Annotated in this window: 21 protein-coding genes; 8 read left to right on the top strand and 13 right to left on the bottom strand. The window is 61.1% G+C overall.

Annotated elements, in window-relative coordinates; genetic code table 11:
* Positions 1-64 precede the first annotated feature (64 nt).
* Entirely contained in the window at positions 65-1,822 is a 1,758-nt protein-coding gene (locus AAAT03_RS05490) for a DUF2130 domain-containing protein (protein ID WP_349102794.1), read from the top strand.
* Between the two features lie 80 nt (positions 1,823-1,902).
* Here the strand turns inward: AAAT03_RS05490 and AAAT03_RS05495 are convergent, their stop codons facing one another.
* From AAAT03_RS05495 to AAAT03_RS05505, 3 genes are all read right to left on the bottom strand, one after another.
* Positions 1,903-4,584: a DUF3516 domain-containing protein gene (locus AAAT03_RS05495; protein ID WP_349102795.1), complete on the bottom strand. Its 2,682-nt coding sequence runs from the start codon at positions 4,582-4,584 to the stop codon at positions 1,903-1,905.
* Between the two features lie 309 nt (positions 4,585-4,893).
* Complete coding sequence (locus AAAT03_RS05500) at positions 4,894-5,733, bottom strand: methyltransferase domain-containing protein (RefSeq protein ID WP_349102796.1); 840 nt, start codon at positions 5,731-5,733, stop codon at positions 4,894-4,896.
* A gap of 118 nt (positions 5,734-5,851) precedes the next feature.
* On the bottom strand, positions 5,852-6,724 hold the full coding sequence (locus AAAT03_RS05505; RefSeq protein WP_147351007.1) for a hypothetical protein: 873 nt from the start codon (positions 6,722-6,724) through the stop codon (positions 5,852-5,854).
* Between the two features lie 267 nt (positions 6,725-6,991).
* Here AAAT03_RS05505 and AAAT03_RS05510 point away from each other — a divergent pair, with 267 nt between their 5' ends.
* The 4 genes from AAAT03_RS05510 (at position 6,992) to AAAT03_RS05525 (ending at position 11,494) form a co-directional block, all read left to right on the top strand.
* The gene (locus tag AAAT03_RS05510; RefSeq protein ID WP_118094218.1) at positions 6,992-7,714 is read left to right on the top strand and encodes a helix-turn-helix transcriptional regulator; all 723 of its coding nucleotides are present in this window, start codon (positions 6,992-6,994) and stop codon (positions 7,712-7,714) included.
* Positions 7,714-8,610 (top strand): DUF4097 family beta strand repeat-containing protein, encoded by an 897-nt coding sequence (locus AAAT03_RS05515; protein WP_349102797.1) that lies wholly within the window; start codon positions 7,714-7,716, stop codon positions 8,608-8,610. Before AAAT03_RS05510 ends, AAAT03_RS05515 begins: the two co-directional genes overlap by 1 nt.
* 103 nt (positions 8,611-8,713) lie before the next feature.
* Complete coding sequence (locus tag AAAT03_RS05520) at positions 8,714-10,618, top strand: tRNA uridine(34) 5-carboxymethylaminomethyl modification radical SAM/GNAT enzyme Elp3 (protein WP_349102798.1); 1,905 nt, start codon at positions 8,714-8,716, stop codon at positions 10,616-10,618.
* On the top strand, positions 10,619-11,494 hold the full coding sequence (locus AAAT03_RS05525) for a fused MFS/spermidine synthase (RefSeq protein WP_349102799.1): 876 nt from the start codon (positions 10,619-10,621) through the stop codon (positions 11,492-11,494). It begins immediately after the preceding gene.
* Positions 11,495-11,594: 100 nt separating this feature from the next.
* Here the strand turns inward: AAAT03_RS05525 and AAAT03_RS05530 are convergent, their stop codons facing one another.
* The 9 genes from AAAT03_RS05530 to AAAT03_RS05570 all read right to left on the bottom strand — a co-directional run bounded on the left by AAAT03_RS05530 (position 11,595) and on the right by AAAT03_RS05570 (position 21,343).
* The gene (locus AAAT03_RS05530; protein WP_349102800.1) at positions 11,595-14,039 is read right to left on the bottom strand and encodes a DEAD/DEAH box helicase; all 2,445 of its coding nucleotides are present in this window, start codon (positions 14,037-14,039) and stop codon (positions 11,595-11,597) included.
* Between the two features lie 116 nt (positions 14,040-14,155).
* Entirely contained in the window at positions 14,156-15,460 is a 1,305-nt protein-coding gene (locus AAAT03_RS05535) for an ATP-binding protein (protein ID WP_349102801.1), read from the bottom strand.
* Positions 15,453-17,213, bottom strand: a complete 1,761-nt coding sequence (locus AAAT03_RS05540) for a TerB N-terminal domain-containing protein (protein WP_349102802.1) — start codon at positions 17,211-17,213, stop codon at positions 15,453-15,455. The genes AAAT03_RS05535 and AAAT03_RS05540 overlap by 8 nt, the downstream gene beginning before the upstream one ends.
* Positions 17,214-17,301: 88 nt before the next feature.
* On the bottom strand, positions 17,302-18,075 hold the full coding sequence (locus tag AAAT03_RS05545; RefSeq protein WP_349102803.1) for a DUF554 domain-containing protein: 774 nt from the start codon (positions 18,073-18,075) through the stop codon (positions 17,302-17,304).
* 61 nt (positions 18,076-18,136) lie between these two features.
* Positions 18,137-19,567 (bottom strand): hypothetical protein, encoded by a 1,431-nt coding sequence (locus AAAT03_RS05550; protein ID WP_349102804.1) that lies wholly within the window; start codon positions 19,565-19,567, stop codon positions 18,137-18,139.
* Between the two features lie 18 nt (positions 19,568-19,585).
* Positions 19,586-19,801: a hypothetical protein gene (locus tag AAAT03_RS05555; protein ID WP_143759223.1), complete on the bottom strand. Its 216-nt coding sequence runs from the start codon at positions 19,799-19,801 to the stop codon at positions 19,586-19,588.
* Positions 19,802-19,850: 49 nt separating this feature from the next.
* A complete protein-coding gene (locus AAAT03_RS05560; RefSeq protein WP_118448725.1) occupies positions 19,851-20,450 on the bottom strand; it encodes a hypothetical protein in 600 nt (199 codons plus the stop codon).
* A 90-nt stretch (positions 20,451-20,540) separates the two neighbouring features.
* Positions 20,541-21,050: a hypothetical protein gene (locus tag AAAT03_RS05565; protein ID WP_117582898.1), complete on the bottom strand. Its 510-nt coding sequence runs from the start codon at positions 21,048-21,050 to the stop codon at positions 20,541-20,543.
* Positions 21,047-21,343: a hypothetical protein gene (locus AAAT03_RS05570; RefSeq protein ID WP_089573322.1), complete on the bottom strand. Its 297-nt coding sequence runs from the start codon at positions 21,341-21,343 to the stop codon at positions 21,047-21,049. Before AAAT03_RS05570 ends, AAAT03_RS05565 begins: the two co-directional genes overlap by 4 nt.
* Before the next feature lie 344 nt (positions 21,344-21,687).
* Here AAAT03_RS05570 and AAAT03_RS05575 point away from each other — a divergent pair, with 344 nt between their 5' ends.
* Genes AAAT03_RS05575 through AAAT03_RS05585 form a run of 3 tightly spaced genes read left to right on the top strand, consistent with a single transcriptional unit; the run spans position 21,688 to position 25,313 of the window.
* Entirely contained in the window at positions 21,688-23,289 is a 1,602-nt protein-coding gene (locus tag AAAT03_RS05575) for an FAD-binding oxidoreductase (RefSeq protein WP_117640552.1), read from the top strand.
* 2 nt (positions 23,290-23,291) lie between these two features.
* On the top strand, positions 23,292-24,107 hold the full coding sequence (locus AAAT03_RS05580) for an electron transfer flavoprotein subunit beta/FixA family protein (protein WP_117848252.1): 816 nt from the start codon (positions 23,292-23,294) through the stop codon (positions 24,105-24,107).
* Positions 24,108-25,313, top strand: coding sequence for an electron transfer flavoprotein subunit alpha (locus tag AAAT03_RS05585; RefSeq protein WP_117640553.1), 1,206 nt, complete (start codon positions 24,108-24,110; stop codon positions 25,311-25,313).
* Here the strand turns inward: AAAT03_RS05585 and AAAT03_RS05590 are convergent.
* A complete protein-coding gene (locus tag AAAT03_RS05590) occupies positions 25,310-26,122 on the bottom strand; it encodes an HD domain-containing protein (RefSeq protein ID WP_349102805.1) in 813 nt (270 codons plus the stop codon). The two genes, AAAT03_RS05585 and AAAT03_RS05590, sit on opposite strands and share 4 nt — an antisense overlap.
* Positions 26,123-26,215 lie beyond the last annotated feature (93 nt).

Consider the following 26,215-nt stretch of genomic DNA (forward strand, 5'->3'; position numbering starts at 1 on the left):
TTTTTTGTCCGTGCGGCGCGGTAGAGTGTAGTCGGTTGAAATTTGCGTCCATCGAGGAGCTGCTATGAACGAGATCAGGTGCCCGCATTGCGGCGAAGTTTTTAAGGTCGATGCGTCTGGCTATGCGGATATCGTCAAGCAAGTACGCGATGCCGAGTTTTCGCGCGATCTGAATGAGCGTGTGAGGGCGGTCCAGCGCGAGGGCGAGCAGGCGCTGGAGCTTGAGCGCTCGCGTTCGACAGCTGCTTTGCAGGAGGCAGAGTCTCAGCGCAATGCTCAGCTTGTCGAGCAGAAGAACGCTGCGGCGCAGGAGTTGGCGCAAGAGGTTGCCAGGCGCGATGCCGAGCTTGCCGAGCTGCGCGCCAAGCTCGAGGGCGCTGCCACAGAGCGCGAGAGCGCAAGCCAGCGTGCGGCTGTTGAAGCCCGCGCCGATGCTCAAAAGGAAAACGCTGAGCTTCAGCGAGAAATCGACAATTTGCGTGCGCAGTTGGGACGCAAGGATGACGAAGCCAAGCTTGCCGAGGCTTCGGCGCGCAATGCTGCTCAAAACGATTTAGCTGCACGTGATGCCCAGATTGCCGAGCTGCAGGCCAGGCTTGCCGCGGCGGACAAGGCCCAGGAGATGGCGCTTGCCGCTGCTGCGGCCGAGTCGAAGCGCGAGCTCGATGCCGCTCGCAGCGAGGTCGAACGCACGCTTGCCGACTATCGAGTGAAGGTACAGGAGAAGTTTTCCGCCGCAAAGGCTCAGTCTGAGCAGGAAGTAGAAGGCTTACGCGCCCAGCTGCGCGAGCAGGAGCTGACGGCCAAAATGAACCTATCGGAGGCGGTCGCCGCGGCGGAGCGTGAGCGCGATGAGGCCCGCGCAAAACTCACGAGTGAGCTGGCGGTGCGCGATTCGCGTGAGGAACAGGCCAAGGCAGCCCACGAGCTTGAGCTCGCGCAGGCCAAGCGCGTGAGCGACGAGTTAATCCGCTACAAGGACGAAGAGATTGAGCGCCTTAAGGACATGAAGGTCCGCCTGTCCACCAAGATGGTGGGCGAGTCGCTCGAGCAGCATTGCGAGACTGAGTTTAACCGTCTGCGCATGACGGCGTTTCCCAACGCGTACTTCGAGAAGGATAACGATGCGTCCGAGGGCACCAAGGGCGACTTCATCTTCCGCGAGTGCGACGCGAGCGGCAACGAGGTCATTTCGATTATGTTCGAGATGAAAAATGAGAACGACGAAACCGCGACCAAGCATAAAAACGAGGATTTCTTTAAGAAGCTCGATCACGATCGTCGCCAGAAAGGCTGCGAGTATGCGGTGCTCTGCACCCTGCTGGAGCCCGAGAGCGAGCTCTATAACGCGGGTATCGTCGACGTGAGTTACCGCTATGAGAAGATGTACGTGATCCGCCCGCAGTTCTTCATTCCCATGATCACGCTGCTGCGCAACGCCGCCATGGGTTCGCTGCGCTATAAGCAGGAGCTGGCGGAGTACAAGCAGCAGAACATCGACGTCACGAACTTCGAAGCCAAGATGGAGAAGTTCAAGAACGATTTCGGTCGCAACTGCGAGATCGCGAGCCGCAAGTTCCAAACGGCGATCGATGAGATCGACAAGACGATTAGCCATCTGCAGAAAACCAAGGAAGCGTTGCTGTCCTCCGAGAACAATCTGCGCCTAGCCAACAAGAAAGCCGACGATCTTACCATTCGCAAGCTCACGTGGGGCAACAAGACCATGAAAGCGGCATTTGACGAAGCGCGCGAGGCCGCACCAGAGACAAGCGATGAGCCCGCCGAGGCGGATTCGTATGAGGTCGAGGATGCCGAGTAAGGTATAACGTATCGCGCAAAAAGCGGGGCCGCTGGCAACATCGCCAGCGGCCCCGCTTCGTTTCGTTCCATTGCGCCCGGCTAGTCCTCGAGCAGGTCCTCGATAAAGCCGACACGGTAGTTCTTGAAGATGACCTCGCCGCCGTCTTGCGTGGCGTCCAGGTCGACATCGCCCATGATGCCAAAGTCGTGGTCGCCATCCTCGTCGGCAAAAATCTGGTGCACATGCCACACGTGCTGCGTCTTCTCGTCGCTCTCGTCGATGGAAAACATCGCGGAGCTGTGGGCATCTCCGTCGGTGAGAATTTCCTCGTGTTGCTCGTGATAGGCGTCGAGCGCCTTTTGCCAGCGGACCTCGCTCATGCCCCAGTCCTCGTCGAGCTCGCCCAGATCGCGCACGTGTCCGCGGGCTGCAAGGGTCACGCGGCGGAAGAGCGCGTTGCGCACCAGCAGGGTGCAGCCACGGCGGTCTGCCACGACTTCGTCGATGCCCTGCGGCGGTGCGGCGTCGAGTGCTGCCGGGTTGCCAGCGTTCTCCCACTCGTCCACCAGGCTCGAGTCGACCGAGCGCACCACAAAGCCGAGCCACGAAATGATGTCACGCAAGCGCTCATCGCGCTTCTCGATCGGTACGGTGCGATCGAGGGAACGGTAGGCCTCGGCGAGGTAGCGCAGCAGAATGCCCTCGGAGCGAGCGATGCCGAGCTTTTGGATATAGCCCTTAAAATCGCTCGCGCTCTCCAGCATGTCGCGCAGGACGCTCTTGGGCGAGAGCTGGTAGTCGTTGGCCCAGGGCACTTCCTGGCAGTACTTGTCGAAGGCGGCATCGAGCAAGTCCTCGAGCGGCTTTTCGTAGGTGACATCCTGGATGCGCTCCAGGCGTTCCTCATATTCGACGCCGTCAGCCTTCATTTCGGCCATCGCGCGGTCGCGTGCGGCGCGCTCCTGTGCGCGCAATACCTGCTTGGGGTCCTCGAGCGTAGCCTCGACCATCGAGATGAGGTCCATGGTATAGGTCTCACTCTCGGGGTCGAGCAGCTCCAGCGCGGCAAGCAAGAACGGCGAGAGCGGCTGATCGAGCGCGAAGTCCTCGGGCAGGTCGACCGTCAGCGCGTAGTCGATGTCCGGCGAGGCGTCAGCCGGAGCGTCGGGTGCGGGCGGCACCTCGGTGCGCACGACGACGCCGGAGTCGATGAGCGTGGCGAAGATCTCGTCGGCACGAACCTCGAGCTTTGCCTTTTCCTCGGGCGTTTGCAGGCTTGTCTCGATGAGGTCGTGCACGCGGGCGCGAGCGTCGCCGCCCTGCTCGACCACGCTAATCACCATGGAGTGTGTGATGCGCAGGCGCGGCTTGAGCGTCTCGGGCTGCGTCTCGATCAGGCGCTCAAAGGTCTGTTTGTTCCAGGTGACAAAGCCCTCGGGGGCCTTCTTCTTTTTAATCTTGCGGAGTTTTTTGGGGTCGTCGCCCGCCTTGGCCATAAGCTTGGCATTCTCGATCTCGTGCTCAGGTGCCTCGGCAATCACCATGCCCTCGGTATCGAAGCCCGAGCGGCCGGCGCGACCGGCAATCTGATGGAACTCGCGGGCGCGCAGACGACGCATCTTGTAGCCGTCGAACTTGGTGAGCGCGGTGAGTACCACGGTGTGGATGGGTACGTTGATGCCGACGCCGAGCGTATCGGTGCCGCAGATGACGGGCAACAGGCCCTGCTGCGCCAGGCGCTCGACCAGTAGGCGATAGCGCGGCAGCATGCCGGCGTGGTGCACGCCGACGCCGCATCCGAGCAAGCGCTTGAGAATCTTACCAAAGGCCGTCGAGAAGCTCGTGCCTTTGGCGGCTTCCTTAATAGCCTCGCGCTGCTCCTTGCTGGCAATGCCAAAATTGGCGAGCGACTGTGCCGTTGCAAGGGCGGCATCCTGGCTAAAGTGCACGATATAGAGCGGGGCCTCGCCGCGGCGCATGGCGAGCTCGACCGTGCCCTCGAGGGAGGTCGTCACATAGTCGTAGCTCAACGGAACAGGACGCGGGGCGTCGACAACCAAGTCGCAGGTAGCGCCGGTGTGTTCCTCGAGCGAGGCGGCAATCGCGGTGACATCGCCGAGCGTGGCGCTCATGAGCATGAATTGCGTGTGGGGCAGGGTGAGCAGCGGCACCTGCCAGGCCCAGCCGCGGTCGGGGTCGGCAAAGTAATGGAACTCGTCCATGGCCACGCAGCCCACGTCGGCGTCCTCGCCCTCGCGCAGTGCATCGTTGGCAAGAATCTCGGCCGTGCAGCAGATGACGGGCGCCTTGGTATTGATATGCGTGTCGCCGGTGATCATACCGACGTTATCGCGGCCGAGTACCTGTACTAAGTCGAAGAACTTTTCGCTGACCAGAGCCTTGATGGGGGCCGTGTAATAGCAGCGCTTGCCCTGCGCCATGCCCATAAAGAGCATGCCCAGCGCGACAAGCGACTTGCCCGATCCGGTCGGTGTTCCCAAAATGACGTGATCGCCGGCAGCCAGGTCCATGAGGGCCTCTTCTTGGTGGTCCCACAGCTCAATGCCGCGGTCGCTCGTCCATTCAAAGAAGCGCTCGAAGGCCTGATCGGGCGTGAGCCATGGTTCGGGCTCACTGCCGTCCTCGGGCTCCCACCAAGTGGGGGAGAGCGCGCCGAGCGAGCCGAACTCTGCCTCGGTTCCCGTGCCGCCCGAGAATGAGCTGGCAGCGCCGGCGCCGGAGACGGTGCTGGCGGCGGTATCTGTCGTGGTCTGTGCCATGTGTTTGCTTTCTCTCGCGATTGTCCGCCAACTATTATGGCGTAGCGTCGCATCGATGCGTTCGCAGGCAAGAAAATGCAGGAAATGGGCGTTCTGCCCAGCCGTTTAGTGTAGTCGCTAGCCAAGTGAGTAGACTTTTTGCGATATTGCGAGCACATGACTTTTGCGCAAGGGTTCTACCTGCGGTTTTATGTTTCGCTATGCGGGCTGTGCCTGGCTATTGCAAAAAAGTCTACTCACTTAGGTTTGAGGGCCGTTCGCTGGCGCCAATTTGCGCTTGTTTGCCGACGCCGCGACCATCAGAAGCCCCTAGGACTCTTGCGGCAGGCGCTTCTTGCCTTTGCGGGCGCGGTTTCTAAAGTTCTCGACGGCCTCTTCCATGCCCAGAGGTACATAGGTGAGCTCATCAAGGTTTTCGGGCAGGTAGCAGGCAAGGCTTTGCTCCTGCGCGCGGCCCGCCGCGAGCTGTTCATCGCTGGGCTGCGCGCCGGGTGTGGCGCAAATGCCATAGACGGCGGCGCCCATCTCGCGTGTGCGGCGCTCGTATTCGGTCTCGGGATGCTCGGGATGGTCGCGGCGGACGTCGTCACTTACCCAAAGCGTGTCGTAGCCTGCCGCGGCAAACTGCCCCAGGGCGTAGTCGCGCAGTGGCTTGCTATCGGTGCGCAGCGTGACGGTGGCGCCAGCCGTAAGGAGCGGGCGGTAGAGCATCAGATGGTCGACATGGACGAGTCGTTTTTTGGCGTACTTGGCCTTGGGCTGCGGCGTGGGAAAGTTGATGGTGATGGCATCGAGCTCGCCTGCGGCGAACAGCTGTGGCAGCGATGCGGCACCTCGGGGCAGGACGAGCGCGTTGGATAGCTCCTGCTCGCGGATTTTCTGTGCGGCATAGGCGATGCAGATGGGCTCCTGGTCCATGCCGATAAAGAGCGTGTTTGGCTCGTGGGCCGCGCGCTCTACAAGGTACGTTCCCTTGCCACAACCAAGATCCAGGTGAAGGTGTTCGAAAGGCTTGCTGCCTGCGGGCGCACAGGCCTTGCGCCAATCTCCGACATAGGCCTCGGGGTTCGTCTCAATCGCATCGGCGTAACGCTCCAGGCGCTCCTCGAGTACAAAGTTCTTAGGCGTGCGAACGTGGACGGCTCCCATGAGGCTCCTTGGTCATAAATGCGAAACGCATGGCTGCGCGTTTCGGCGATGCGTTGGAAGAAGGTGGGCATGGTTTGCCCGAAAGATGCGGTGCGGCTCGGCGGCGAGTCGCCGATACCTACAGGCGCTTGAGAATCACATAGCGGTTGAGCTCGCCGCTGCGACCGTCGGCATGGAAACGCTCAAGCTCGCGCACGGGGACCTCGCCGCTCTTGTAGAACGTACGGACGCCGCGCACCAGGTCGGTGATTTGCTGATCGTCAAAGTGATGACAATAGCGGTAGGCGTGGCGGTCGTTTTGCCAGCCAATGAGGTGGTCGCCGGCTTCAAACTGCGCGGAATCGTAACCCTCAAACGGCGGGGTGAGCTCGGCGCGGGCTTCGGCTCGAACGGCCTTGCGCGCCATGCGCTCGTCGTTCATAAACTCCCAAAAGCTGATGGCGATGATGCCGCCCGGGCACGTCTGGCGTACCAGGGCGTCGAGCACGCGTACGCGGTACTCGCACGACGGCACGTGGTGCATAAAGCCAAAGCAGACCGAGATGTCGGCGAGCGGGGCATCGAAAAGCACATCGGGCGTCTCGGCGGGGTTGAGCTTCATGAGGGCGTCGAGCACATCGAGTTCCTGGAAGTGCAGGTTGGGAATGCGCAGGGCGTGGCCGTGGGCGTCTATTGCCAGATCTTGGCACGAGTCGACACCATAGAACTCAAACGGGCAGCTGGCATCTGCCGAGGGGTTTGCGCCGTCGACGCCCTTGGCGGCAAGTGCCCCGCCGGCGGCAAAGTTCTCGAATCGCATATTGCCGCAGGCGAGATCGAAGACGCGGACGGGATGCTCGATCGTGGCCACATCGAGCTGCTCAAGCGCGATGTCCATGGTGCGCACCCAGCCGGGCCACGGGGCTTGGCGCGTATCGGAAAAGGAAGCGGAGTGCTCGCGATAGAACGTATTGTTGAGCTGGATGAGCGATGATGCGAAATCGCGGTTCACGGCGCGGAACTCCCTCCGATGGCGGTGCGGAATAAACAGTACGACCATACTACCGTTAACGCCGCAACGGGGACAACTGAGCCGCGGGTCATTGCTTTGTTTGGACACATTTCCGCAGCTCATATGTGCCCGCAACCGCCGGTTGTCAAAAATCTCACTAGAATAGGTGGCATGCTTTTGGCGGTGGCGGATAGATTTTTAACTGTGCAAGGCGCCTTAAGAACAAAAACGGTCCGGCGGCACGGCTGGCATCACATAGGAGGAACCATGAATGTAGAAACTGCACAGCGGCTTGCCGACCTTCGCCGCAGCAAAGGCTTTAGCCAAGAAGGGCTGGCGCGAAAGCTGGGGCTGTCGCGCCAGGCGGTCAGTAAATGGGAGCGTGCGGAGAGCTCGCCTGATACCGAGAACCTGATCTCGCTCGCCAAGCTCTATGGTGTGAGCCTGGACGAGCTGCTCAATCCGAGCGACGAGATTGAGGACGATATCGAGTTTGAGAACGAGGACCGCGCCCGTCAGCGCGAGGCCGAGGCGGCAGAGCGTGCTCGCACCCATGAGGCGGCGGCGCGCGCTACCGAGGCGGCAACGCAGGCGAGTGATGCTGCGGCCAAGGCGGCGCAAGCGGCAAGCTGGAGTGCGCAGGCCGCCAATGCCGCTACGGCGCAGGCGACGAGTGGCGGTGCGGTTGGCTCGACTCCGGTGAAGGGCCCGTTCCAGTCGTTCCCGTATTGGGCCGTGTGTTGGCTACTGTTCTTTTTGCTGATGTTCCTGTTTGGTGCCGGCCCCTTTGCCGCGCTGATCTTCTTCACGATTCCCATCTATCACTGGGTGGCGCGTGCACTCGATGGTGATTGGGCGCGCGGGGATATTCAGGTTGGTTCGGCACCGGCGGTCGCTAGGACTAAGGGGGAGGACGTTTCCACAGCGGTTGGCGCTGACATGGCTACCGCGACCACCGCTGAGCCGATTACCAAAGAGGGCGATGAATGATGAAGCTCTCGCATGAGTCTAAGAGGCGCTTGGGCATTGGCATCGGAGCGTTCGTGCTCATCATCGGACTTGTCTTTGGTATTTCGCGGACTTTGATTCATTTTGATGGTCCGTGGGATCTCGACGATGTTGTACCTGGCTTGTCTGGTATGGACGATATGTTTGACGAGGACGATCTTTTGGATGGCGGTAACTATTCCGCTCGGCCTCAGCAGCTTTCGAGCACGACTTTTGACGAAGACGCGTTCCAATCGCTCGACTTGGATGTGACGTCGGGGACGGTCGAGGTCAAACACGTCTCCGGCGGCCCGGTGCGCGTTATCGAAAGCGGCCGCGTTGCGAAGGGGACGTCTGCCTCTGATGCGGCTACCCGGAACCTTGCTGAGGTCAAGGGCTCTACGCTCAAGATTAGTCAGTTCGACTACGATGATAAGCGCGCGATTGACCGCACAATTACCATTGAGCTGCCGCGAGATGTTGCGGATAACCTGGTGAGCATTACGGCGAGTGTAGGGTCGGGCGACCTGGCGGTCGCGGACATTGCGTGCCATGATCTGGATATAACGTTGAATTCGGGAGACGTTGAGTTTACGGGCAGCGTGACTGATGCGCTCAGTGCAGAGGTCGGTTCGGGCGATGTGACGTTCGAGCTCTACCAGGCCCCCGCGAAGTCGATGAACGTAAGCGTGGACTCGGGCGATGTGGAGGTAACGGTTCCGAACTCTACGGGCTTTACGGCGAGCCTTACTCTGGGTAGCGGTGACTTCGAGAGCGATTTCCTTCCGGATAGCTACGACGATGAGGCGATTTCGAGCCTCGAGTTCGAGAATGGTGATAAGTCCGCCACCTATCGCTTTACGGTTGGTTCGGGCGACATGTCGTTCAATCCGGAATGACGACGGCGGGCTAAGTCCGCAAACATAGATGCTTATACGCGCTGTTTGATGCAGGCGCCGGAGCCGTGACGGACTCCGGCGCCTTTGCCTTTACAATGGGGTCATGGAACAGATTATTTTGAACATACTCGATGCCCTGCGTCGCGGTGAGACCGTGGACGACAAGGCACTCGTCAAACTGATACATGCCGAGGCGCGCCGTGAGGGTGCCGACAAGCGTGATCTGGCCAAGCGCCGTCTGCTGCCGTTTTACCAGTGGGTGAAGCGCGAGGAGCCGGCTCGTTGGGCTGCGTGGAATGTCGATGCCGATCTGGAACGCCAGTTGCTGCGAGTGCTGAGGATGAAGCCGCGTCGCACGGCTTCGGGCGTGGCGACCATTACCGTCATCACCAAGCCGTGGCCGTGCTCGGGCGATTGCCTGTTTTGCCCCAGCGATCTGCGCATGCCCAAAAGCTATCTGCACGACGAGCCGGCGTGCGCCCGTGCGGAGCAAAACTGCTTCGACCCGTATCTGCAGGTGAGTGCTCGTCTGACCGCACTTTCGCAGATGGGGCATGCGACCGATAAGATCGAGCTCATCGTGCTCGGTGGCACCTGGAGCGACTATCCGGAAGGCTATCAGACATGGTTTATGTCGGAGCTTTTCCGTGCGCTCAATGACGATGCCGTGGCCGGCGTGGCGGCCAATCCCATGCTGGCGCGTCCGGGTATCAGTCGTGCCGAGGCGGGGCGCCTGCTCGACGACGCTCCCGCCGATGCTCTTCCGTCGGTAGTGGCGGAGCGTCGCGAGCGCTATCGGGCCGCCGGCATTGCGACAGACGAGGCCGAGCTTGCTGCCGGCGTTGCCGACGAGCAGGAGCGTGTGGATGCCGCCGTGGGCGGCTACAACCGCGCGGTGCGTCGTCTGTACGGCCCCGGTACGCCGTGGGGCGAGGTTGCCGAGTGGCAGACGGCGACGATGGAGGAGCTTGAGCGGCAACAGCGCATCAACGAGACGGCGAAGCATCGCGTGGTGGGACTCGTTATCGAGACGCGCCCCGATGCCGTGACGCCGCAAGCGCTTACGCTCGTTCGCCGCCTGGGCTGCACCAAGATTCAGATGGGCATCCAGAGTCTCGACCAGCACCTGCTCGACATCAACGAACGCCGTATTTCGGTGGCACAGATCGAGCGGGCGTTTTCGCTTGCACGCCTGTTTGGCTTTAAGATCCATGCGCATTTTATGCTCAACTTGCTGGGCGCCACGCCCGAGGGGGACAAACGCGACTACGAGCGCTTTATGACCGAGGGCGCTTTTATGCCCGACGAGGTCAAGGTCTACCCGTGCGCGCTCATCGAGGGCTCGCGTTTGGTGGGCTGTTACGAGCGTGGCAAGTGGCGCCCCTATACCGAGGAGGAGCTGCTCGACGTGCTGGCCGATGACATCGTGGTGACGCCATCGTTCTGCCGTATCAGCCGCATGATTCGCGACTTTAGTTCCGACGACATCATGGTGGGCAACAAGAAGCCCAACCTGCGTCAGCTCGTTGAGAACCGCCTGGCTGCTCGGGGTGACGGTGTGACGGTGCTTGAGATTCGCTATCGCGAGATCAGCACGGCGGGTGCCGACCTGGATGAACTGTTTCTTGATGAAGTCGCTTACGAGACGCCGGTGACGCGTGAACGCTTTTTGCAGTGGGTGACGCCCGAAGGCAAGATCGCCGGCTTTTTGCGCCTGTCGCTGCCCGACCGTTCGTTTGTTGCCGCGCACGCGGACGAGCTGCCGACGGGGCCGGAGGAGGCGATGATTCGCGAGGTGCACGTTTATGGTATGGCGGCACGTGTGGGCGACCAGGGACAGGCGGCGCAGCATCACGGGTTGGGGCGTTTGCTCGTAGAGCGTGCATGCGAGATTGCCCGGGATGCGGGTTATGCGCGCATCAACGTGATTAGCGCGATTGGCACACGCGAGTACTATCGCCATCTTGGATTTTATGACCATGGCCTTTATCTGCAAAAGGAGCTCTAGATGAACAAGCCGAGTGTTTCTGCCGGCGTCGTTGCCGGCGTTGCTCTGGGAGCCGCGGCGCTTGGTGCGGCCGCTGTCGCTGTTCGTGCTGCCTGTCTGCAGGTTGCGCGAACCCGCAATGGGTTGGCGCGTGTGAAACGCGTGCACGATGAGGGCGGCGATGAGATTCGCGTGTTGGTGCAAGGCGGAGTCTACCAAAGCGCAAGCTACGTTGGCGAGCGTTGGGCAGAGCCCGTCTTTGCGTACTATCGTGCGTTTGACGACGTGTTTGAGCCCGAGCGCGCAATGCATGACGCCTATGGTCACGGTATCGACCGCATGCTCATGCTGGGCGGCGGCGGGTTTGCCTATCCCAAGTTTGCGCTGATGTCGCACGAGAGCTTGCGCATGGACGTCATTGAGTACGATGCCGAGATTACGCGCCTGGCGCGCCGTTGGTTCTACTTGGACGAGCTGGAGCGCACGGTGGGCGATCGCCTGCGAGTGATTACCGCTGAGGCTCGCTCGTATCTGGGCGTGACGAGCGTGGGCCATCGTCGCTACGACGTGGTCGTGAGCGATTGCTTTGGCGGTGCCGAGCCCGTACGTGAGCTGGCGACGATTGGGGCGTTGCGTTTAGTGCGGGGCAGCCTGAACCCCGGGGGTATCTACGTGGCCAATATCGTGAGCGCGAACGAGGGGAGCGATGTGACGTTCCTGCGCGACTGCGCTGCCACGGCACTCGAGGTATTCGCCCACGCCTGGGTGGTCCCATGTGGCGATGCGGAGTTCGGCGGCGAAGAGAATTACCTGCTCATCGCCAGCGACGGCGACTACGCCTTTGCCGAAGCCGTGCCTTTCAATGCCGACTTCCTCGGCACCGCTCTCCACGACTAGCGCGTCTCCCTGCGACCAATCTGTTTATGAAGGGGCTTCTTTAGCTACTTCTTGGTTATGCCAAAGTAGCTCAACAAGCCCCGTCCCAAAAAGACTGGTCTTATGCGTGGTCGCGCCAGCTGAGGACGCGCTGCTTCATACCCTCGATGTCGAGCACGCCTTCGGCGAAGCCTTTGCGCACAAGCTCCTCGGGAACGTACTCGTCGTAGCGATCAAAATAAGGCACCTCGCCGGGATAGACGAGCTCGATGGGGTCGAAGTCCTTCTCAGCCTCGGCGGCGAGCACCTCAAAGAACGTCTCCTCATCGGCCTTCATCTTAAACTGCATAAAGTATGGACGCGACGGATCGAGCCCGCGAAGGCCCAGCTCCGCGGCGCATTTAATCTTGAGCATGCGCTCGAGCGCCAAAAAGGCGTAGCTTCCCAACCAGGGGAAGAGCACCCAGGTGTCGCCGCCCAGGTTAATGAGCGGTTTAGTTCCCGCGCCCGAAATCTCGGCGGTATGACGAGCCTGTGCAAGGCGTGCCCGTGCGTTGCCCATGAGGTACGGATATGCCGCGTGCTCAGTGAGCGCTTGGCGCATGCGCTCGAGCACATGCGTGTTAATGTCGCCGGGGCAGTCGCCAAAGTAGGCCGGCACCCGGCCCTTGACCTGCGTGGCAAAGACAGTGTGGCGCTTCCAGTCCACTTCCTCGACAATCCAGCAGTGTCCGGCGATGGCGATGCGCTCACCGGGCGGGGGCGGATTAACGATCGTGCCCAGCTCGGCCGATTCGCTCCGGACGGTAAACTCCTCGTTTTCCTGGAACACGGCGTAGAACTTAAAGTTGTTGATGATGCGCTCGCCCGCGAGACCCACGATGAGCCCGCCACCTTCGGTGACCTGGATATGGTCGATCTTAATGAGGTGACGTAGCAGCACACGGTAATCGTCTGCCGAGACACGGTGGAAATAGCTGAGCGTGAGCACGCGCTGGGCAAGTTCGGCCGGCGTGAGCTCGCCGGTGCTGGCGAGGGTCGACATAGTCTGGTGATAGAGCAGGCTGTAGGGGAGACGATCGAGCTCGGGTGGCTCGACCCACTTTTCCTCGCGATAGAGTTGTACGAGCGCGATACCCTGCAGGAGCTTCCAGGGAATGGTTTCGGGCATCATCGTGCGCGGCTCGGGCTCTTCCTCGCGCATGACAAACCACATCTCGGGCGGAAGATCGCGACGGCCTGTGCGCCCCATGCGCTGCAAAAAGGAGCTAACGGTAAACGGCGCGTCAATCTGGAAGGCGCGCTCCAGGCGGCCGATATCGATACCGAGCTCCAACGTAGAGGTGGTGACGGTTGTCTGCGTCTGCTCCTCGTCGCGCATGAGCTCCTCGGCCGTCTCGCGTAGCGATGCCGAAAGATTGCCGTGATGGATGAGAAAACGGTCGGGCTCGTGCCGGCTCTCGCAGTAGCTGCGCAGCATGGAGCACACGGCCTCTGCCTCCTCGCGCGAGTTGGCAAAGACCAGACATTTGCGGCCGCGCGTATGCTCAAAGATATAGCCCATGCCGGGGTCGGCGTTGTCGGGCGCCGTGTCGGTGGGGTTGAGAAGTGCCTGTTCGGTCGCTCGTGGGATGTCGACTTCGCCCTCGGGGGCCGAGGAAGTGCGACGGTCTTTGGGAGCGGCCTTGCCCCGCGCCTGCTCACGACGTTGACGGTGTTCTTCCTGTGTAAGCTGTCCGCTGTGGCACATGTCTTGTCCGGATGCGGGCAGCGCCGTGGGCGCCGCCGTCTCAATACGCTCGCAAGCAAGCACCTCGGCTTCTTGTGGACCTGTGCCTACGAATCCTCGTTGCTGAGCCTGGGGGCCCGAGTTGTAGAAGTGCTCCATGGAGATGCGCCACACGCGGCGCGGTTCCTCAAAGCGGGGGATAACGCAGTCGCGCCCCGTTCCCTGCGAGAGAAAGGCGCCCGTGCGCTCGGGGTCGCCGATGGTGGCCGAAAGGCCAATGCGGCGGGGCTGCACGCCTGCCATGCGCGAGAGGCGCTCGATAAGACAGAGCGTCTGCCCGCCGCGGTCGCCGCGCATGAGCGAATGGACTTCGTCGATGACCACATAGCGCAGGTCGCAAAACATGCGCGGGATCGCCGTGTGCTTATGGATCAGGAGCGCCTCGAGGGACTCGGGCGTAATCTGCAAAATACCGCTCGGCTTTTTGATGAGCTTGGCTTTGTGCGACTGCGAGACATCACCATGCCAGTGCCAGACGGGGATATCGGCCTCTTCGCACAGGTCATTGAGACGAACGAACTGGTCATTGATGAGTGCCTTGAGGGGGCCGATGTAGAGGGCACCCACGCTTGCGGGCGGGTTCTCCCAAAACTCGGTCAGGATGGGAAAGAAGGCCGCTTCGGTTTTGCCAGAAGCCGTTGATGCCGTCAGGAGCACATTGTCCTGCGTGTTAAAGATGGCATCTGCTGCCGCAACCTGGATAGAGCGCAAGCTCTCCCAATCGTGGGAGTAGATGAAGTCTTGGATAAACGGGGCGTAGCGGTCAAAGGCGTTCACGGGTCCTCCTTTCAACAACGAATCTCTCAACGCGGTGGGCAGTGGCTTGCTGTATGACTGCTTCAACGTTTGCCCAGATAAAACCTGTCAAAATAAACCTGTCCCTTTTTGGTAGGTTAGATGGTGAACTCGGCGAAGTTGCGGTCGCCGCCTGCGGTGCCGGTGTCGCCTGTTGCTGCTGTCGGCGCCAGCGCGTCGCCGCCGACGCTTTGCAGCAACTCGGCCACGTTGGCATCGGGGTTTTGACATAGGATGTCGAGCAGCTCGATAAAGTCGCGGATGACCTCGCGGGGCGTCAGATGCGTGTCGGCCCCCACGCGGCCAAACTCAATCTTGAGGAAGTCCACCAAGTCGTTCTCAGTAAGCGTGGGCGTCCAGCCAAAGTAGCCGGCGTGAATTTGCATGAGCTTTTCGATGAGCACCAGCAGCTCCTCGTAGGTGAGCGGCTGCAGGCGGATGATAGGCGCGAGCATGTCTTTGAGATCATCGCGCGCAAAACGGCCCTGAGCGAGACGGCTCCGAAGGGCCTCGTAGGAAAAGACGCCGCGGCGGCGGTCCTCGATAGAGGTCGGCGTGCCGCCCATGATCACGCCCAGGTACTGCGCTTTGCCCTGGAGCGTGTCGTTGTACATCGTTAAGATTTTCTCGTAGTTGTACTGTCGCGTGATCGCGTTGGGAATCTTGTACAGATTCACGAGCTCGTCGATGAGCACCAGCATGCCCTTGTAGCCGCTGCAGACCAAAAAGCGCGCGATGAGCTTAACGTAGTCGTACCAGTCGTCATCGCTGATGATGGTCGAGGAGCCCAGCTCGGCGCGTGCCTCACTTTTGGTGCGGTACTCGCCGCGAATCCATTTGGTCACGCGGCTCATGGCCTCTTCGTCGCCCTCGGATACGGCCGTGCGATAACGGCGGAGCATGCGGACAAAGTCAAAGCCGTGGACCATCTCCTCGAGCGGGGCCAGTTGGGCATTGACGGCAGACTCGTCGACGTCGGCACACGAGACGACCCAGCGATCCAGAATAAGGTTGAGCGCACCGCCCTCGGGGCGCGTCTTGGTCGATATATTGCGGATGAGCTCGCGGTAGGTGGCAAGGCCCTGTCCCTGACCGCCCTGCAGGCGGCGCTCGGGCGACAGGTCGGCATCAGCGACGACGAATCCCTCGCCCATGGCGTGCGTGCGGATAGTCTGGAGCAAAAAGCTCTTGCCGGCGCCGTAACGACCGACCAGAAAGCGGAAGCTCGCGCCACCGTCGGCGATGAGACTCAGATCGGTGAGCAGGGCGCGGATCTCGACCTCGCGCCCTACGGTGATGTAAGGAAGGCCGATGCGCGGGACCACACCGCCCTTGAGCGAGTTGAGAATGACGGCAGCGACGCGCTTGGGCACGCGAGGTGCTGCGGATGCGGTATCACTCATGGTCTAGGTATCCTCTCACGTCTGCTTCGTAGTCCTCGATAATCTGCGGCCCTGCCGCGCTAAATTCAATTACGGTGTCGCCCACCAGGTCAAAGAGCGCCTCGTTGATGGTATCGACGAGCATGTCCTCGCTCTGCTCCGATTGCACTACCGCCGATTCCGCCTGTACTGCGTTGTGCTCGAGCAGCGCGCGGAGATAGGCGTCTGCGGCGGGCGCGAGTTCGTTCGCGGCATCAGCGGGCGCAGCAGCTGCGAACGCGGGCGTCGGCGCGAGAAGCGGTGCCACGACACCAAACTGTTCGGTGGATATGGTCGGCCCGTCGGACTCGTCCCGCCCTGCAGCCGCCGCGACCGCCTCGACCATCGCGTCGGCTACGGGCTCGGCTTCCGGTTGCCCTGAGTCCGCTGCCTCGGCTTCTGCGGACGCGCCGTCCTCGCGTTCCTCGTCGATCAAAAGCGCTTCGCGCGTTTGTGCGGCAGCGCTCCGAATGTGCCCCAGCTGGCTCAAATCGATATCGATCTTGACGGGCTGGTGTGCGGCGTCCCACGAAAGCCATGCCACAATCTCGTCATCGATAATCTTGGCCAGATATTTGGGGACCTTTTCTTCCTTCAGGGGATGGGCAGGGTCCAGGGCCAGGCGCAGGCGTTGGTCGCAGGCGCGCATCATCTCGCCAAGTTTGCTGCTCTTTTGTCTGCTGCCGTGAATCCGCATGCATTCCCAAAAACCGTTTTGGCAACGGTAGATATGGATGGGGTCCAGACGGTATTCGCAGTCCTCGTGGCGCTCGGGCGCAAAGAATACGGCCGAGGCAAACATGGTGTAGGGCATTGCCGTCTCCTCCCCAAATAAACTTGCCACGATGCCGGTCTTTCGGTGCGTGTCATAGTAGCGCGCCATGCGGACATACACGGCGCACGCCACGTGGCGCAGATCGCGGTGGTGGCTGCGGTCGAGCCGCGAGCTACTTAGGTTGTACGTGGAGAGGGCGTTGATGGCGGCCATGAGTCGCTCCTCGCGCGCTTCATCGGGCGGAAGGGGGAGCGTGGGCTCGGAGATTTTGCGACGCTTAGGGGTCTGGCCGGACGGTGCCGGTGCTGGTACAAGGTCTCGTGCCGCGCGCCGCAGCTCGATAAGGGCGTTATCGAACATGACGGTTTTAGAGTCGCGAAGCTGCTTGGGGTCGAGCCCGTGGAACACGGCGTAATCTTGCAGCCACACGCGCGCAAACCGGTCGATGCCGGGCTCGAAGGCGCGATAGACATCCCAAAAGGCCTTGATCTTGTTAAAACCATCGAGCGGATTATCTACGCCAATGCCGCAAATCAGCTCATAGAGATACAGAAAGGCAAAGGACGTAGACGTTTCCTCGACGGTTCCGCGACGCACTTGGGCACGCCAGGTAAAGTAGCCGCGCAGTTGCCGGTCGCTCATGGCGTTGTAGGTGGGAAAGTACGACTTAAAGGTGCCGTTGTAGGGGCAGTCGTCCTCAAAGTCGGCCATCAGCAGGCCTTGGCGGTAGAAAAGCTCGGCTTCCGAAAGCCAACGACCCGCGCCGCCCTTGGGGTCATCCTGCCAGCGCGATATCTCGCGCATTTTGCGGTACTGGTCGGGGAGGAAATTCTGCATCTGTCGGCCGGTTTTGAGAATCGGCTCGTCTGCGTAGATTTCGTTTGAGAAGCGGGCGGACTGATGGGTCCGGGCCTCGGCCATAATGCGCTCGATGAGCATCTTGATGTCCTGGTCGGCCACCGCTTCTCCTCTCCTAACGCAGCTTCGGTGACCTCATATCATAGCACAGCATCAAACAGGTGTTCGAGATACCGCTGCGTTGATAGATTTAGAACAGGAGGGCGTAGATGACGGCGATGACGACGGAGGGGAGCATATTGGCCGTGCGGAAGGTCTGAGGACGGATGAGGTTGACGCCGACGCAGAAGATGAGCATGGAGCCTACGAGCGAAAGGCTGTCGAGGGCTGCCGTGGTCATGATGGGGGAGAGTGCGCCGGCAAACAGCGTGATCGTCCCCTGGAACACGGCGACGGGCAGGGCGGAGAAGATGCAGCCGCGGCCAAGCGAGGCCGTCATGGTGCAGACGATGATGCAGTCCAGTGCGCCCTTGAGGGCAAGCGTTGACCAGTCGCCGAGCAGGCCGTCCTGGATCGATCCCACAATGGCCATGGCGCCGATGCACACGGTGAGTGAAGTCGAGACAAAAGCGTTGGTGAACTCGTTATCGCCCTCACTGCCAGTCTTGCGCTTGAGCCATTCGCCAAGGTTCTCGATGGCGGCCTCCAAGTTGATGGCCTCGCCGATGAGCGAACCGAGCGCAAATGAGACGATGAGCATGGTGGTACCGGTGGTCGACAGCGCCTTTCCATCGATGACGAGCATCTTTTGCATGGTGCCGCCCAAGCCGATAAACAGGACGCACAGCCCCGATGCTTTCATGAGCGTGTCTTGGATGCACGGTGTAATGAAGCGGCCGCCCGCTAATCCCAAAAGACCGCCCGCAACTAAAAGCACAACGTTGATGACTGTTCCCAAGCCCGGCATGAGCCCTCCTGTATTGATGCCAACGTGGCAATCGTAGCAGAACGAAATGCGAGGCACATCGCGACTCATCTAATACGTTATATAAGTGGTGTTAGGAATGATGCGCAGCATTTAAGCCTCAGGTGGTTGTCGGGACATAGGGATAGTAGTCAAAGCGCAGTGTCATAAGCCGCTGTGGGGATTCAATAGCCGCGGCGATGATATTGGCATCGCGGGCACGATCAAACCCTTCGAGTTCGATTTGATACGAGACGTCTTGCATAATGTCCAGACGTCGCCAGGCTAGGAGTGTGTCACCATCGAATTCCAAGGTTTTGCCTCCGTCTGGGGCAACGGCGTATAGACGCAGTTTAGCGGTGGTTGCAGGGTCGACAACCGTGACCTTTTTAATTTCGTTTCGAGTATTCTTGGCGCCCAACAGGGTGAGCAGTGTTGGGGCCACGACCTCGCCCGATGGCAAAAAGACGACTTCGATGGATTCGGGAAATGCGATGATGGCCGACTTGCGGACGGGCTGATTGGCGGCGGCAACTTCGATGTTCGCAGCGTCGATGACCTCCGCGTGGTCGAGCGCGGCAAGCACGCAGCAGTTACCTTCATCGATCTCTTGAGGATCAGCAAGCCCCAGACTGTCCGCGAGCTCGGGATCGTTTGGATCGGTAGCGGGCTCATTCGGTGCTTCGAAAGAAGCTGGGACGCTGTTTGTCGGCGACGGCGTGTCGCCCGCACCTGCTTCTTTGTCCGCGCTCTCTTCTTGTGTGGTTGCGTTGATGGGTTCGTCGTTTGAGGGGAGCGTCTTGGCGTCAAGCGTGGAGGGGAGAATTCCGATGGCTCCGGATCCGTTCCACTCCACTTCGAGAAGCGCCGGGTCGGCAAGAATACGTTGCCTGCTTTGCGCGTGGGCATCGATTTCAATAGGGCCTGCCTCTATCCCTCGTGTAAGGCTGAGTGATCCGGCTGGCTTCTCGAAATGAGCGTCTGTGTCTTTGGTGCTGACGGCGTAGAACAGCAGGGACGCTTCTCCCGCCGCGACGGCATCGGTGCCGGCTTTGGTCAGCTGCAACGATGCCGTGAATGAGAGGGTGGGCTGCGTGTCGTCTGCATTCGCGGCGGCGCAGCCCAGACATATACTGCCTCCTTTCTCGAAAAACGCACCGTCGAAGACGACCTTCGCTCCGTTCGCCGAGTCATCGACCGAAGCGATGTCGATGCGCAGCTCTAAATTGCATGGATCGCCATCTGCATCGAGCACAACCGAGCGCCACGTGCAGACGGCGCACCCCGCCTGGGAGCCGTTTGCCTTGTTCGAACGCTTGATATCCACGACTATCGAGCCATCCGTATTACGACGAAGGCATCCCGAGGTTGAGATCGCGGCCTGCGCGATCGAAAAACGCTTGCACGCAATGGCGCTCGACGGATTTGGGGCGGAACTTAGGGCTGCTGGTAAGGAGTCCGCCATGACGGGAGTCGCCCAAGCGGCGACAGGCGTTCCGGTTGCGAGCGCGCCGCAGAGTGCGACGACGGGCAAAAGGTTCTTCGATGCCATGGGGTCTCCTTAGCTAATTTAGTGCGGCCTATCCGTGTTTTGTTTCTGGCTGTGTTTGATGTGCAGACCGAGGCCGGCGGTCCCCGCGCCTGCTGCTGTGGCACCTACTGCCAAGAGCCATCGTCTGTCGCCTGTCTGCGCCAACGGTTCCTCGCGGTCGCCGCGGTCGAGCTCCGAGAGATCGACCGTCACTTGCGTGGCGGCCTGTGCCTGTTCTTGCTGGGCAAAGGCCATGGCTGGCCCAAACGCTAGGATGCTGACGGTGGCGGCCAGGGCGATAGCCTTATGCCGTGTGCGCACCGGGCTCGACCGTCCAGGTGATCGTTGCGACCTGATCGCCTTCGCCGGTTACGCGGAAGATGTCGCGCGTGACGCGGGCGACGTTTCCGCTTGTCTTGAGCTTAATTTTGTCCGTGCCGCCGGCAATGCCCTGGTAGCCCATGTCGAAGGCTGCGTTCTTGGAAAGATCGAGGCCCGTCTCCTGCATTGCGGCGCTGGCGTTCTGGAGTGCGCCGTCGGGGCCGACCTTAAAGTCGATGGAGTTCTGTGCGGTTCCGGCCTTGGCGTCGGCAGCAATGGTCCAGGTGTTCATGGCGTCGATCTTCATGTTGGTGACATGGATGCCGTAGGCCGAATGATTGTCGATGGTGGTCGCGTCTTCTGAGGGGCCCTGAAGCGTGCCGTCGGCCTTGGCGACGAAGGGAATAACCGTCGGAACTTTGAACTCAACGTTGTCGATCTCGGTCCTGACCATTACCTTCGTGGTTCCAACGCGCCCGGCTGCCATAGCTGGCGTCGGGGCGGCGCCCATTGCGAGCGCGAGCGCGAGCCCTGCGCCCACGACGAGCGCTCTGGCTCCGCTCATGTTCCTGGTGATGTCCATGGTCGTTCCTTTCTATTCGCCGCGGGCCGTCCCCGCGATGATTGGACGAATGCTGGTGAATTGCGTGCGGTGCCGCGTCGGCCGGAAAAGCTAGTTCTCGGTTTGCTCAACCCGCACCTTGACACGTGTCGGATTGCCGTGGCTGTCGAGGGTCTTGGCATCGAGTGCCTGGATCTCGATGTACGCCTCGCCTTCCTTGATGTCGCCGGCGGGGCACGTCTCGATTGTCTTGCCGGTCTCGACCACACCGGATTCGTACATGGTCTCGTCGTTTTGGATGACGCGGAATCGCTGGGGAAATTTATTGTCTTGGACGTTTTGCACGTTGACGCGCAGCTTGCCGTCCTCCTGTAGCTGAGCGACCGGCGCGACCGAAATCGTCATCATGTTGTCGCGGACGATGGCATCGAGCTCATCTTGGATTTCTTGTCGCGATTTACCCTCTGCCGTCGTGACTGAGGCACCCGCTTCGGGCACGGGCTGCGACTGCCAGGCGTATAGCCCTACGGCGATGAGGGCGCAGACGATAGCCAGACAGACAACGACGAGTTTCTTGCGACGCCCCAGTCCTGCGAGGCGGGGCGGCTTCTTCGCACTCATGCGGCGTCCTTGGTGGTGTAGACACGTGCGAACGTGGACGGGTCCGCTCCAAAGAGCATGTGAAGCATCAGGCGGCGCGAGTAGATGAGCTCGTCAAAGTCGTGAGGGAGCTCGATGTCGTGGATACGCGCGATGTGGTGGGCGAGCGCCGAGAACGACTCGGGGTCGCAGATAACATCGGTGGTGACGTGGTAGACCGCCGTATCGGGGAACGCCTCTTCGTCGAAAGGCAGGAGATAGGGATCGTCGTCGACCTCGATGGCGACGCCGTACTGGGGCCAGTAATATGCCATGGGAACCTCCCTGCTTCTGGGGCCAAACTTCTATCGGTTTTGGCTGTCGATGCCGACCGTATCAGCCGCTACTTGACCAATTTCTGACCAAATGCTTGACGGATTGACATCTCCGCAGGTAAAAGGTGGAAAAAATTACTTCAACTTTTTTCGAGCGACAATCGAGCGGTCGGCGACGGCGGGGCGATATGTGTCAAAAGCATCGTCTGCCGAGGAAGCCTTGCCGTTCGCCGAATTGCACGAACGTAAAAACGCCAATTATGGAGACGGTCTCGAACACGTCGACGAAACGATGCGGTAACATCTCCCTGCAAACACTGTAGTTAGCTAAAGGGGGAGTTCGCGTGTCTGCAACCATTAAACCCTTCACCGACGAGTTCGAGGAGTATGGCCGCGATGAATCTCGCGCATCGGGCGAAGCATCGAGCATCTCGTTTCCGACAACGGAAGACGAGGTCCGTGCCATTTTGGAAACGCTCCATGCCGAGCGTGTCCCGGTAACGGTTCAGGGCGCCCGAACCGGCCTTGCCGCCGGTGCCGTGCCCCACGGTGGGCATATCCTCAATACTTCCCGTATGAATCGCTACTTGGGCCTTCGCCGCGATGAACAAGGCCAATTTCTGCTGCGCGTGGAGCCGGGCGTTGTGCTCTCGGAGCTGCGTAAGCAGCTGAGCAAGAAGGTACTGCCGACCGCTGGTTGGGACCAGGCATCGCTTGAGGCCTACGAGGAGTTCCAAGAGTCCCCCGAGCAGTTCTTTCCCACCGATCCCACCGAGGCATCTGCCTGTCTGGGCGGCATGGCGGCATGCAATGCCTCCGGCGCCCGCAGCTACGCTTACGGTCCCATGCGCCCGCATATCACGGGACTCCACGTCGCGCTGGCTGATGGCGATTTGCTTGAGCTTCAGCGCGGCGAGGCTTTTGCCCAGGGCCGCCACCTGTCGCTCGTGACGGCAGAGGGCCGTACGCTCGAGCTCGATCTTCCCAGCTATACCATGCCCGAGACAAAAAATGCCTCAGGCTATTTCGTTGCGGACGATATGGACGCCATCGATCTTTTTATCGGTGCGTGCGGCACGCTCGGCGTCATTACCGAGCTCGAGATCGCCCTGCAGGCGGCACCTTCGGTCGTATGGGGTGTGAGTTGCTTTTTCGATAGCGAAGACAAGGCCGTGTCCTTTACCGATTCCGTGCGTCCCGTGCTGTCCCATGCCGCCGCTATTGAGTATTTCGATGCTGGCGCCCTGGATATCCTGCGTCGCCAGCGCGAGCAGTCGACAGCGTTTGCCTCGCTGCCGGCGCTCGACGACGAGGCAAAGGTCTGTGTCTACGTGGAGCTCGACTGCGATGACGAGGCGCAGGCGACCGAGGGGCTGTGCCACCTGGGATGGGTGCTGGAGCTTGCGGGCGGCCGCGACGATGCGACATGGGTCGCCCGCACCGAAGTCGATCGCGAGTGCCAGCGGTTCTTCCGCCACGCGGTCCCCGAGAGCGTCAATATGCTCATTGACGAGCGTCGCCGCATCGACCCCACCATTACCAAGCTGGGATCGGATATGTCGGTGCCCAATGCACGCCTTGCCGATGTCATGGCCCTCTATCGCCGCACGCTGGCCGAAAGCGGGCTTGAGTCTGCTGCCTGGGGACACATCGGGAATAACCATCTGCATGTGAACATCCTGCCGCGCGATGCGCAAGACTACCGTCGCGGTGGCGAGCTGTTTGCCCAGTGGGCTGCGGAGGTAACGGCTATGGGCGGTGCCGTTTCTGCCGAGCACGGCGTCGGCAAGATCAAGGCGGGCTTCTTAGAGACGATGTACGGTCACGAGGCCATGGTCGAGTCGGCGCGGCTCAAGCTCCAGCTCGATCCCGACGGGCAGCTGGGTCGCGGCAACCTGTTTTCGGAGAAGCTCTTGGATGAGCTCGTCCAGAAAGGGGGCGCGTGAAGATGAGCGATTTCCATATGGTGGTGTGCGTCAAGGCCGTGCCGGGCAGCACCGAGGTCAAGATGGACCCCAAGACCAATACCATCGTGCGCGATGGCAAGCAGGCGGTCATTAATCCCTTTGATGCGAGCGCTTTGGAATGCGCGCTGGCGCTGAAGGACGACTTTATCGGCTTTGGCATGGATGTGCGCGTGACGGTGGTGTCGATGGGCATCCCCGCGACCGAGTCGCTGCTGCGCGACTGCATCGCTCGAGGCGCCGACGACGCGCTGCTGCTGACCGATCGCGCCTTTGCAGGTGCCGATACCCTGGCGACCACCTATGCTCTCAAATGCGGCATCGAGGCACTCGACGAGGACTTCGACCTGCTCATCTGCGGCAAGATGGCGGTGGATGGCGATACGGCCCAGATTGGTCCCGAGCTTGCCGGTGCCTTTGAGATTCCCTGCGTGACCGACGTGAGTTGCGTGCAAAGCGCGGGCTTTACGACGTGTGGCTCGCTGGCGCTCGTTCACGGATGCGATGCCGGCGAGGAGACGGTGTGTCTTGAGATGCCGTGCGCGATGACGACTGCCAAGGAGATTGGCCAGTTGCGTATGCCGAGTATTGCCGGTATTCGCGCGGCGGAGGAGGCGGACGTGCGCGTGGTCAGTGCCGCCGACGTGAACGCCGACCCCGCGCGTTGCGGTCTTGCCGGATCACCGACGCAGGTCGTGCGCTCGTTTGTGCCCGACCGTGACCAAACGTGCGAGGCCGTTGAGGGAACGGCGTCCGAGCAGGCGGTAAAACTTGCCAAGATTATTGAGGGGATGGCATAGATGAGCGGGCTGATTATCGATAGCGAAGCCTGTATCGGCTGCGGTCGCTGCGTTCGCGCCTGCGCCTCGGGCGGCATTGTGGTGGAGGGTGAGCGCCCCAATCGCTGTGCCCGCGTAACCGACGGCTGTATCCTGTGCGGTGGGTGCGTCGACGCCTGCCCCGTCAACGCCATCTCGATTGAGCGCGACGAGGCCGCCGGCGCGGCAGACCTTGACGCATATCGAGACATCTGGATCTTCGTGCAGACTGACGAGCACGATGCCGTTGCATCCGTGGCCTTCGAGCTCATGGGCAAGGGGCGCGAGCTTGCCGATGCCCGCGGCTGCCGTCTGGTGGCACTGGTCGGCATGAGCCCCGAGGGCTCACTCGGGGACCTGGAGCATCTGATTTGCGCCGGTGCGGACGAAGTTCTGGTCTGTCGTGACGAGCGCCTGCGTCAGAACGACGCAGAGGTCTACGCCCGCTTGATCTGCGATTTGGTAGCCGAGCGCAAGCCCGAGGCCATTCTGTACGGTGCGACCGCCTTTGGTCGCGAGCTGGCGCCTGGTGTGGCCGTGCGCTTGCAGACGGGCCTTACGGCCGATTGCACGGTGCTTTCGATGGATACGGAGACGGGTCTGCTGCAGCAGACGCGCCCGGCGTTTGGCGGCAACCTGATGGCCACCATTATCTGCCCCAACCACCGTCCTCAGATGGCAACGGTGCGCCCCGGCATCTTTAAGGCGCCCGAGTTTGACTATAGCCGCTCCGGCACGATTGCCCAGGTAGTGCTTGCGGATGACGTTAAGGCCCGCGTCGAGATCTCGATTCCCGCCGAGGAGTGGGGACAGCAGGCCTCAATTGCCGATGCCGAGCGTCTGGTCGTGGTGGGCCGCGGCATCGGCTCCAAGAAGAATCTGCCCCTGATGCGAAAGCTCGCCGATGCCCTGGGTGCCGAGCTTGGTTGCACGCGTCCCATTGTGGAGGCAGGCTGGTTGGAGTATCGCCACCAAATTGGCCAGACGGGTGTATCGGTCTCGCCCAAGCTCCTCGTGAGCATCGGTGTCTCGGGCGCTATCCAGCATCTCGCCGGCATCGGTGGGGCGGAGTGCATTGTCGCCATCAATGAGGACCCGGATGCCCCCATCTTTGGTGCCGCCCAGTACAAGGTCGTCGGCGATGCCGTTGAGATCGTTGAGGAGCTGCTGGCTCAGCTTGAGCGCTAAGCGCGCGTCAGCCAGCGGCGCAGCTCGTCCTTAAGGCGGCTCCAGGTTGCCTGCGCGGCGGGGTCGGTAAAGGGTCGCGTAATGCCAAAGGGCGCGTCGAGCAGGCGATAGATATCGCCTTGCTCGCGCGCCAGTGCACGGCTTGCCGGATGGACGAGCTCAAACATAAAGCAGATGAGCCCCACCAGGTAGTCCGCCGGCTCGTTGCGCTCGTCACGCGCGACGCAGCGATGCTCGTCAAAGGCGGTAAGCGCCGGTGTCGAGAAGTGGCTGGCGAGAAACGTGTCCTCATCCACCTTGAGGATGGTGTCGACGGTGCTGTCGGCGATGGTGCGCATAATGTCGATCTTGTCGCCATCGCGCACGATATCGCAGAAGCGCCGCGTGCGCTCGTCGAGCTGCGCGGGTAGACGGAAATCGCTGTGATAGGCAATGCTCGCTCGGATGAGCTCATCTTCTGCCGGGTCATCGATAAAGTCGCGGACGCTCGTCACGGCGGGTGCATCGGCGGGATTCTCGCCAAAGAGGACCTCGATGCCCAGCGCTGCATGGCCCATGCTCTCGGCGTCCTTAAAGGTGTCCCAGCGTCGCAGCTGCTCAAAGCGGCCTATATCGTGCAGCAGGCCGCAAAGCCATGCCAAGTCAATATCATCTGACGACCAGCCCTGCTCGCGCGCTACGGCATCGCATGCCTCGGCCACGTGGTACGTATGCTCGATTTTGAGCGCGATGCGTGGGTTGGTGGCGTCGTAGGCATCGGTGTAGCTTTTGAAGGCTGCGCGCGCCCGGTCTCGATCGATAGCTGTCATAATGACTTCCTAAAAAGATGTGTCTTTCGATCCGGTGGCAATTGTAGGCGAACTTTATTGCCACCGGTTGATATTTCTGCTGCGTTGCGAGGT

The organism is Collinsella sp. CLA-AA-H167 (assembly GCF_040095305.1).
Classification (GTDB): Bacteria; Actinomycetota; Coriobacteriia; order Coriobacteriales; family Coriobacteriaceae; genus Collinsella.

What these genes read in the sequence shown, in the direction of transcription:
- AAAT03_RS05490 (WP_349102794.1), top strand. Translation starts at nt 65, where the DNA reads ATGAACGAGATCAGGTGCCCGCATTGCGGCGAAGTTTTTAAGGTCGAT.
- AAAT03_RS05495 (WP_349102795.1), bottom strand. Translation starts at nt 4,584, where the DNA reads ATGGCACAGACCACGACAGATACCGCCGCCAGCACCGTCTCCGGCGCC.
- AAAT03_RS05500 (WP_349102796.1), bottom strand. Translation starts at nt 5,733, where the DNA reads ATGGGAGCCGTCCACGTTCGCACGCCTAAGAACTTTGTACTCGAGGAG.
- AAAT03_RS05510 (WP_118094218.1), top strand. Translation starts at nt 6,992, where the DNA reads ATGAATGTAGAAACTGCACAGCGGCTTGCCGACCTTCGCCGCAGCAAA.
- AAAT03_RS05515 (WP_349102797.1), top strand. Translation starts at nt 7,714, where the DNA reads ATGAAGCTCTCGCATGAGTCTAAGAGGCGCTTGGGCATTGGCATCGGA.
- AAAT03_RS05520 (WP_349102798.1), top strand. Translation starts at nt 8,714, where the DNA reads ATGGAACAGATTATTTTGAACATACTCGATGCCCTGCGTCGCGGTGAG.
- AAAT03_RS05525 (WP_349102799.1), top strand. Translation starts at nt 10,619, where the DNA reads ATGAACAAGCCGAGTGTTTCTGCCGGCGTCGTTGCCGGCGTTGCTCTG.
- AAAT03_RS05535 (WP_349102801.1), bottom strand. Translation starts at nt 15,460, where the DNA reads ATGAGTGATACCGCATCCGCAGCACCTCGCGTGCCCAAGCGCGTCGCT.
- AAAT03_RS05550 (WP_349102804.1), bottom strand. Translation starts at nt 19,567, where the DNA reads ATGGCATCGAAGAACCTTTTGCCCGTCGTCGCACTCTGCGGCGCGCTC.
- AAAT03_RS05555 (WP_143759223.1), bottom strand. Translation starts at nt 19,801, where the DNA reads ATGGCCTTTGCCCAGCAAGAACAGGCACAGGCCGCCACGCAAGTGACG.
- AAAT03_RS05560 (WP_118448725.1), bottom strand. Translation starts at nt 20,450, where the DNA reads ATGGACATCACCAGGAACATGAGCGGAGCCAGAGCGCTCGTCGTGGGC.
- AAAT03_RS05565 (WP_117582898.1), bottom strand. Translation starts at nt 21,050, where the DNA reads ATGAGTGCGAAGAAGCCGCCCCGCCTCGCAGGACTGGGGCGTCGCAAG.
- AAAT03_RS05570 (WP_089573322.1), bottom strand. Translation starts at nt 21,343, where the DNA reads ATGGCATATTACTGGCCCCAGTACGGCGTCGCCATCGAGGTCGACGAC.
- AAAT03_RS05580 (WP_117848252.1), top strand. Translation starts at nt 23,292, where the DNA reads ATGAGCGATTTCCATATGGTGGTGTGCGTCAAGGCCGTGCCGGGCAGC.
- AAAT03_RS05585 (WP_117640553.1), top strand. Translation starts at nt 24,108, where the DNA reads ATGAGCGGGCTGATTATCGATAGCGAAGCCTGTATCGGCTGCGGTCGC.
- AAAT03_RS05590 (WP_349102805.1), bottom strand. Translation starts at nt 26,122, where the DNA reads ATGACAGCTATCGATCGAGACCGGGCGCGCGCAGCCTTCAAAAGCTAC.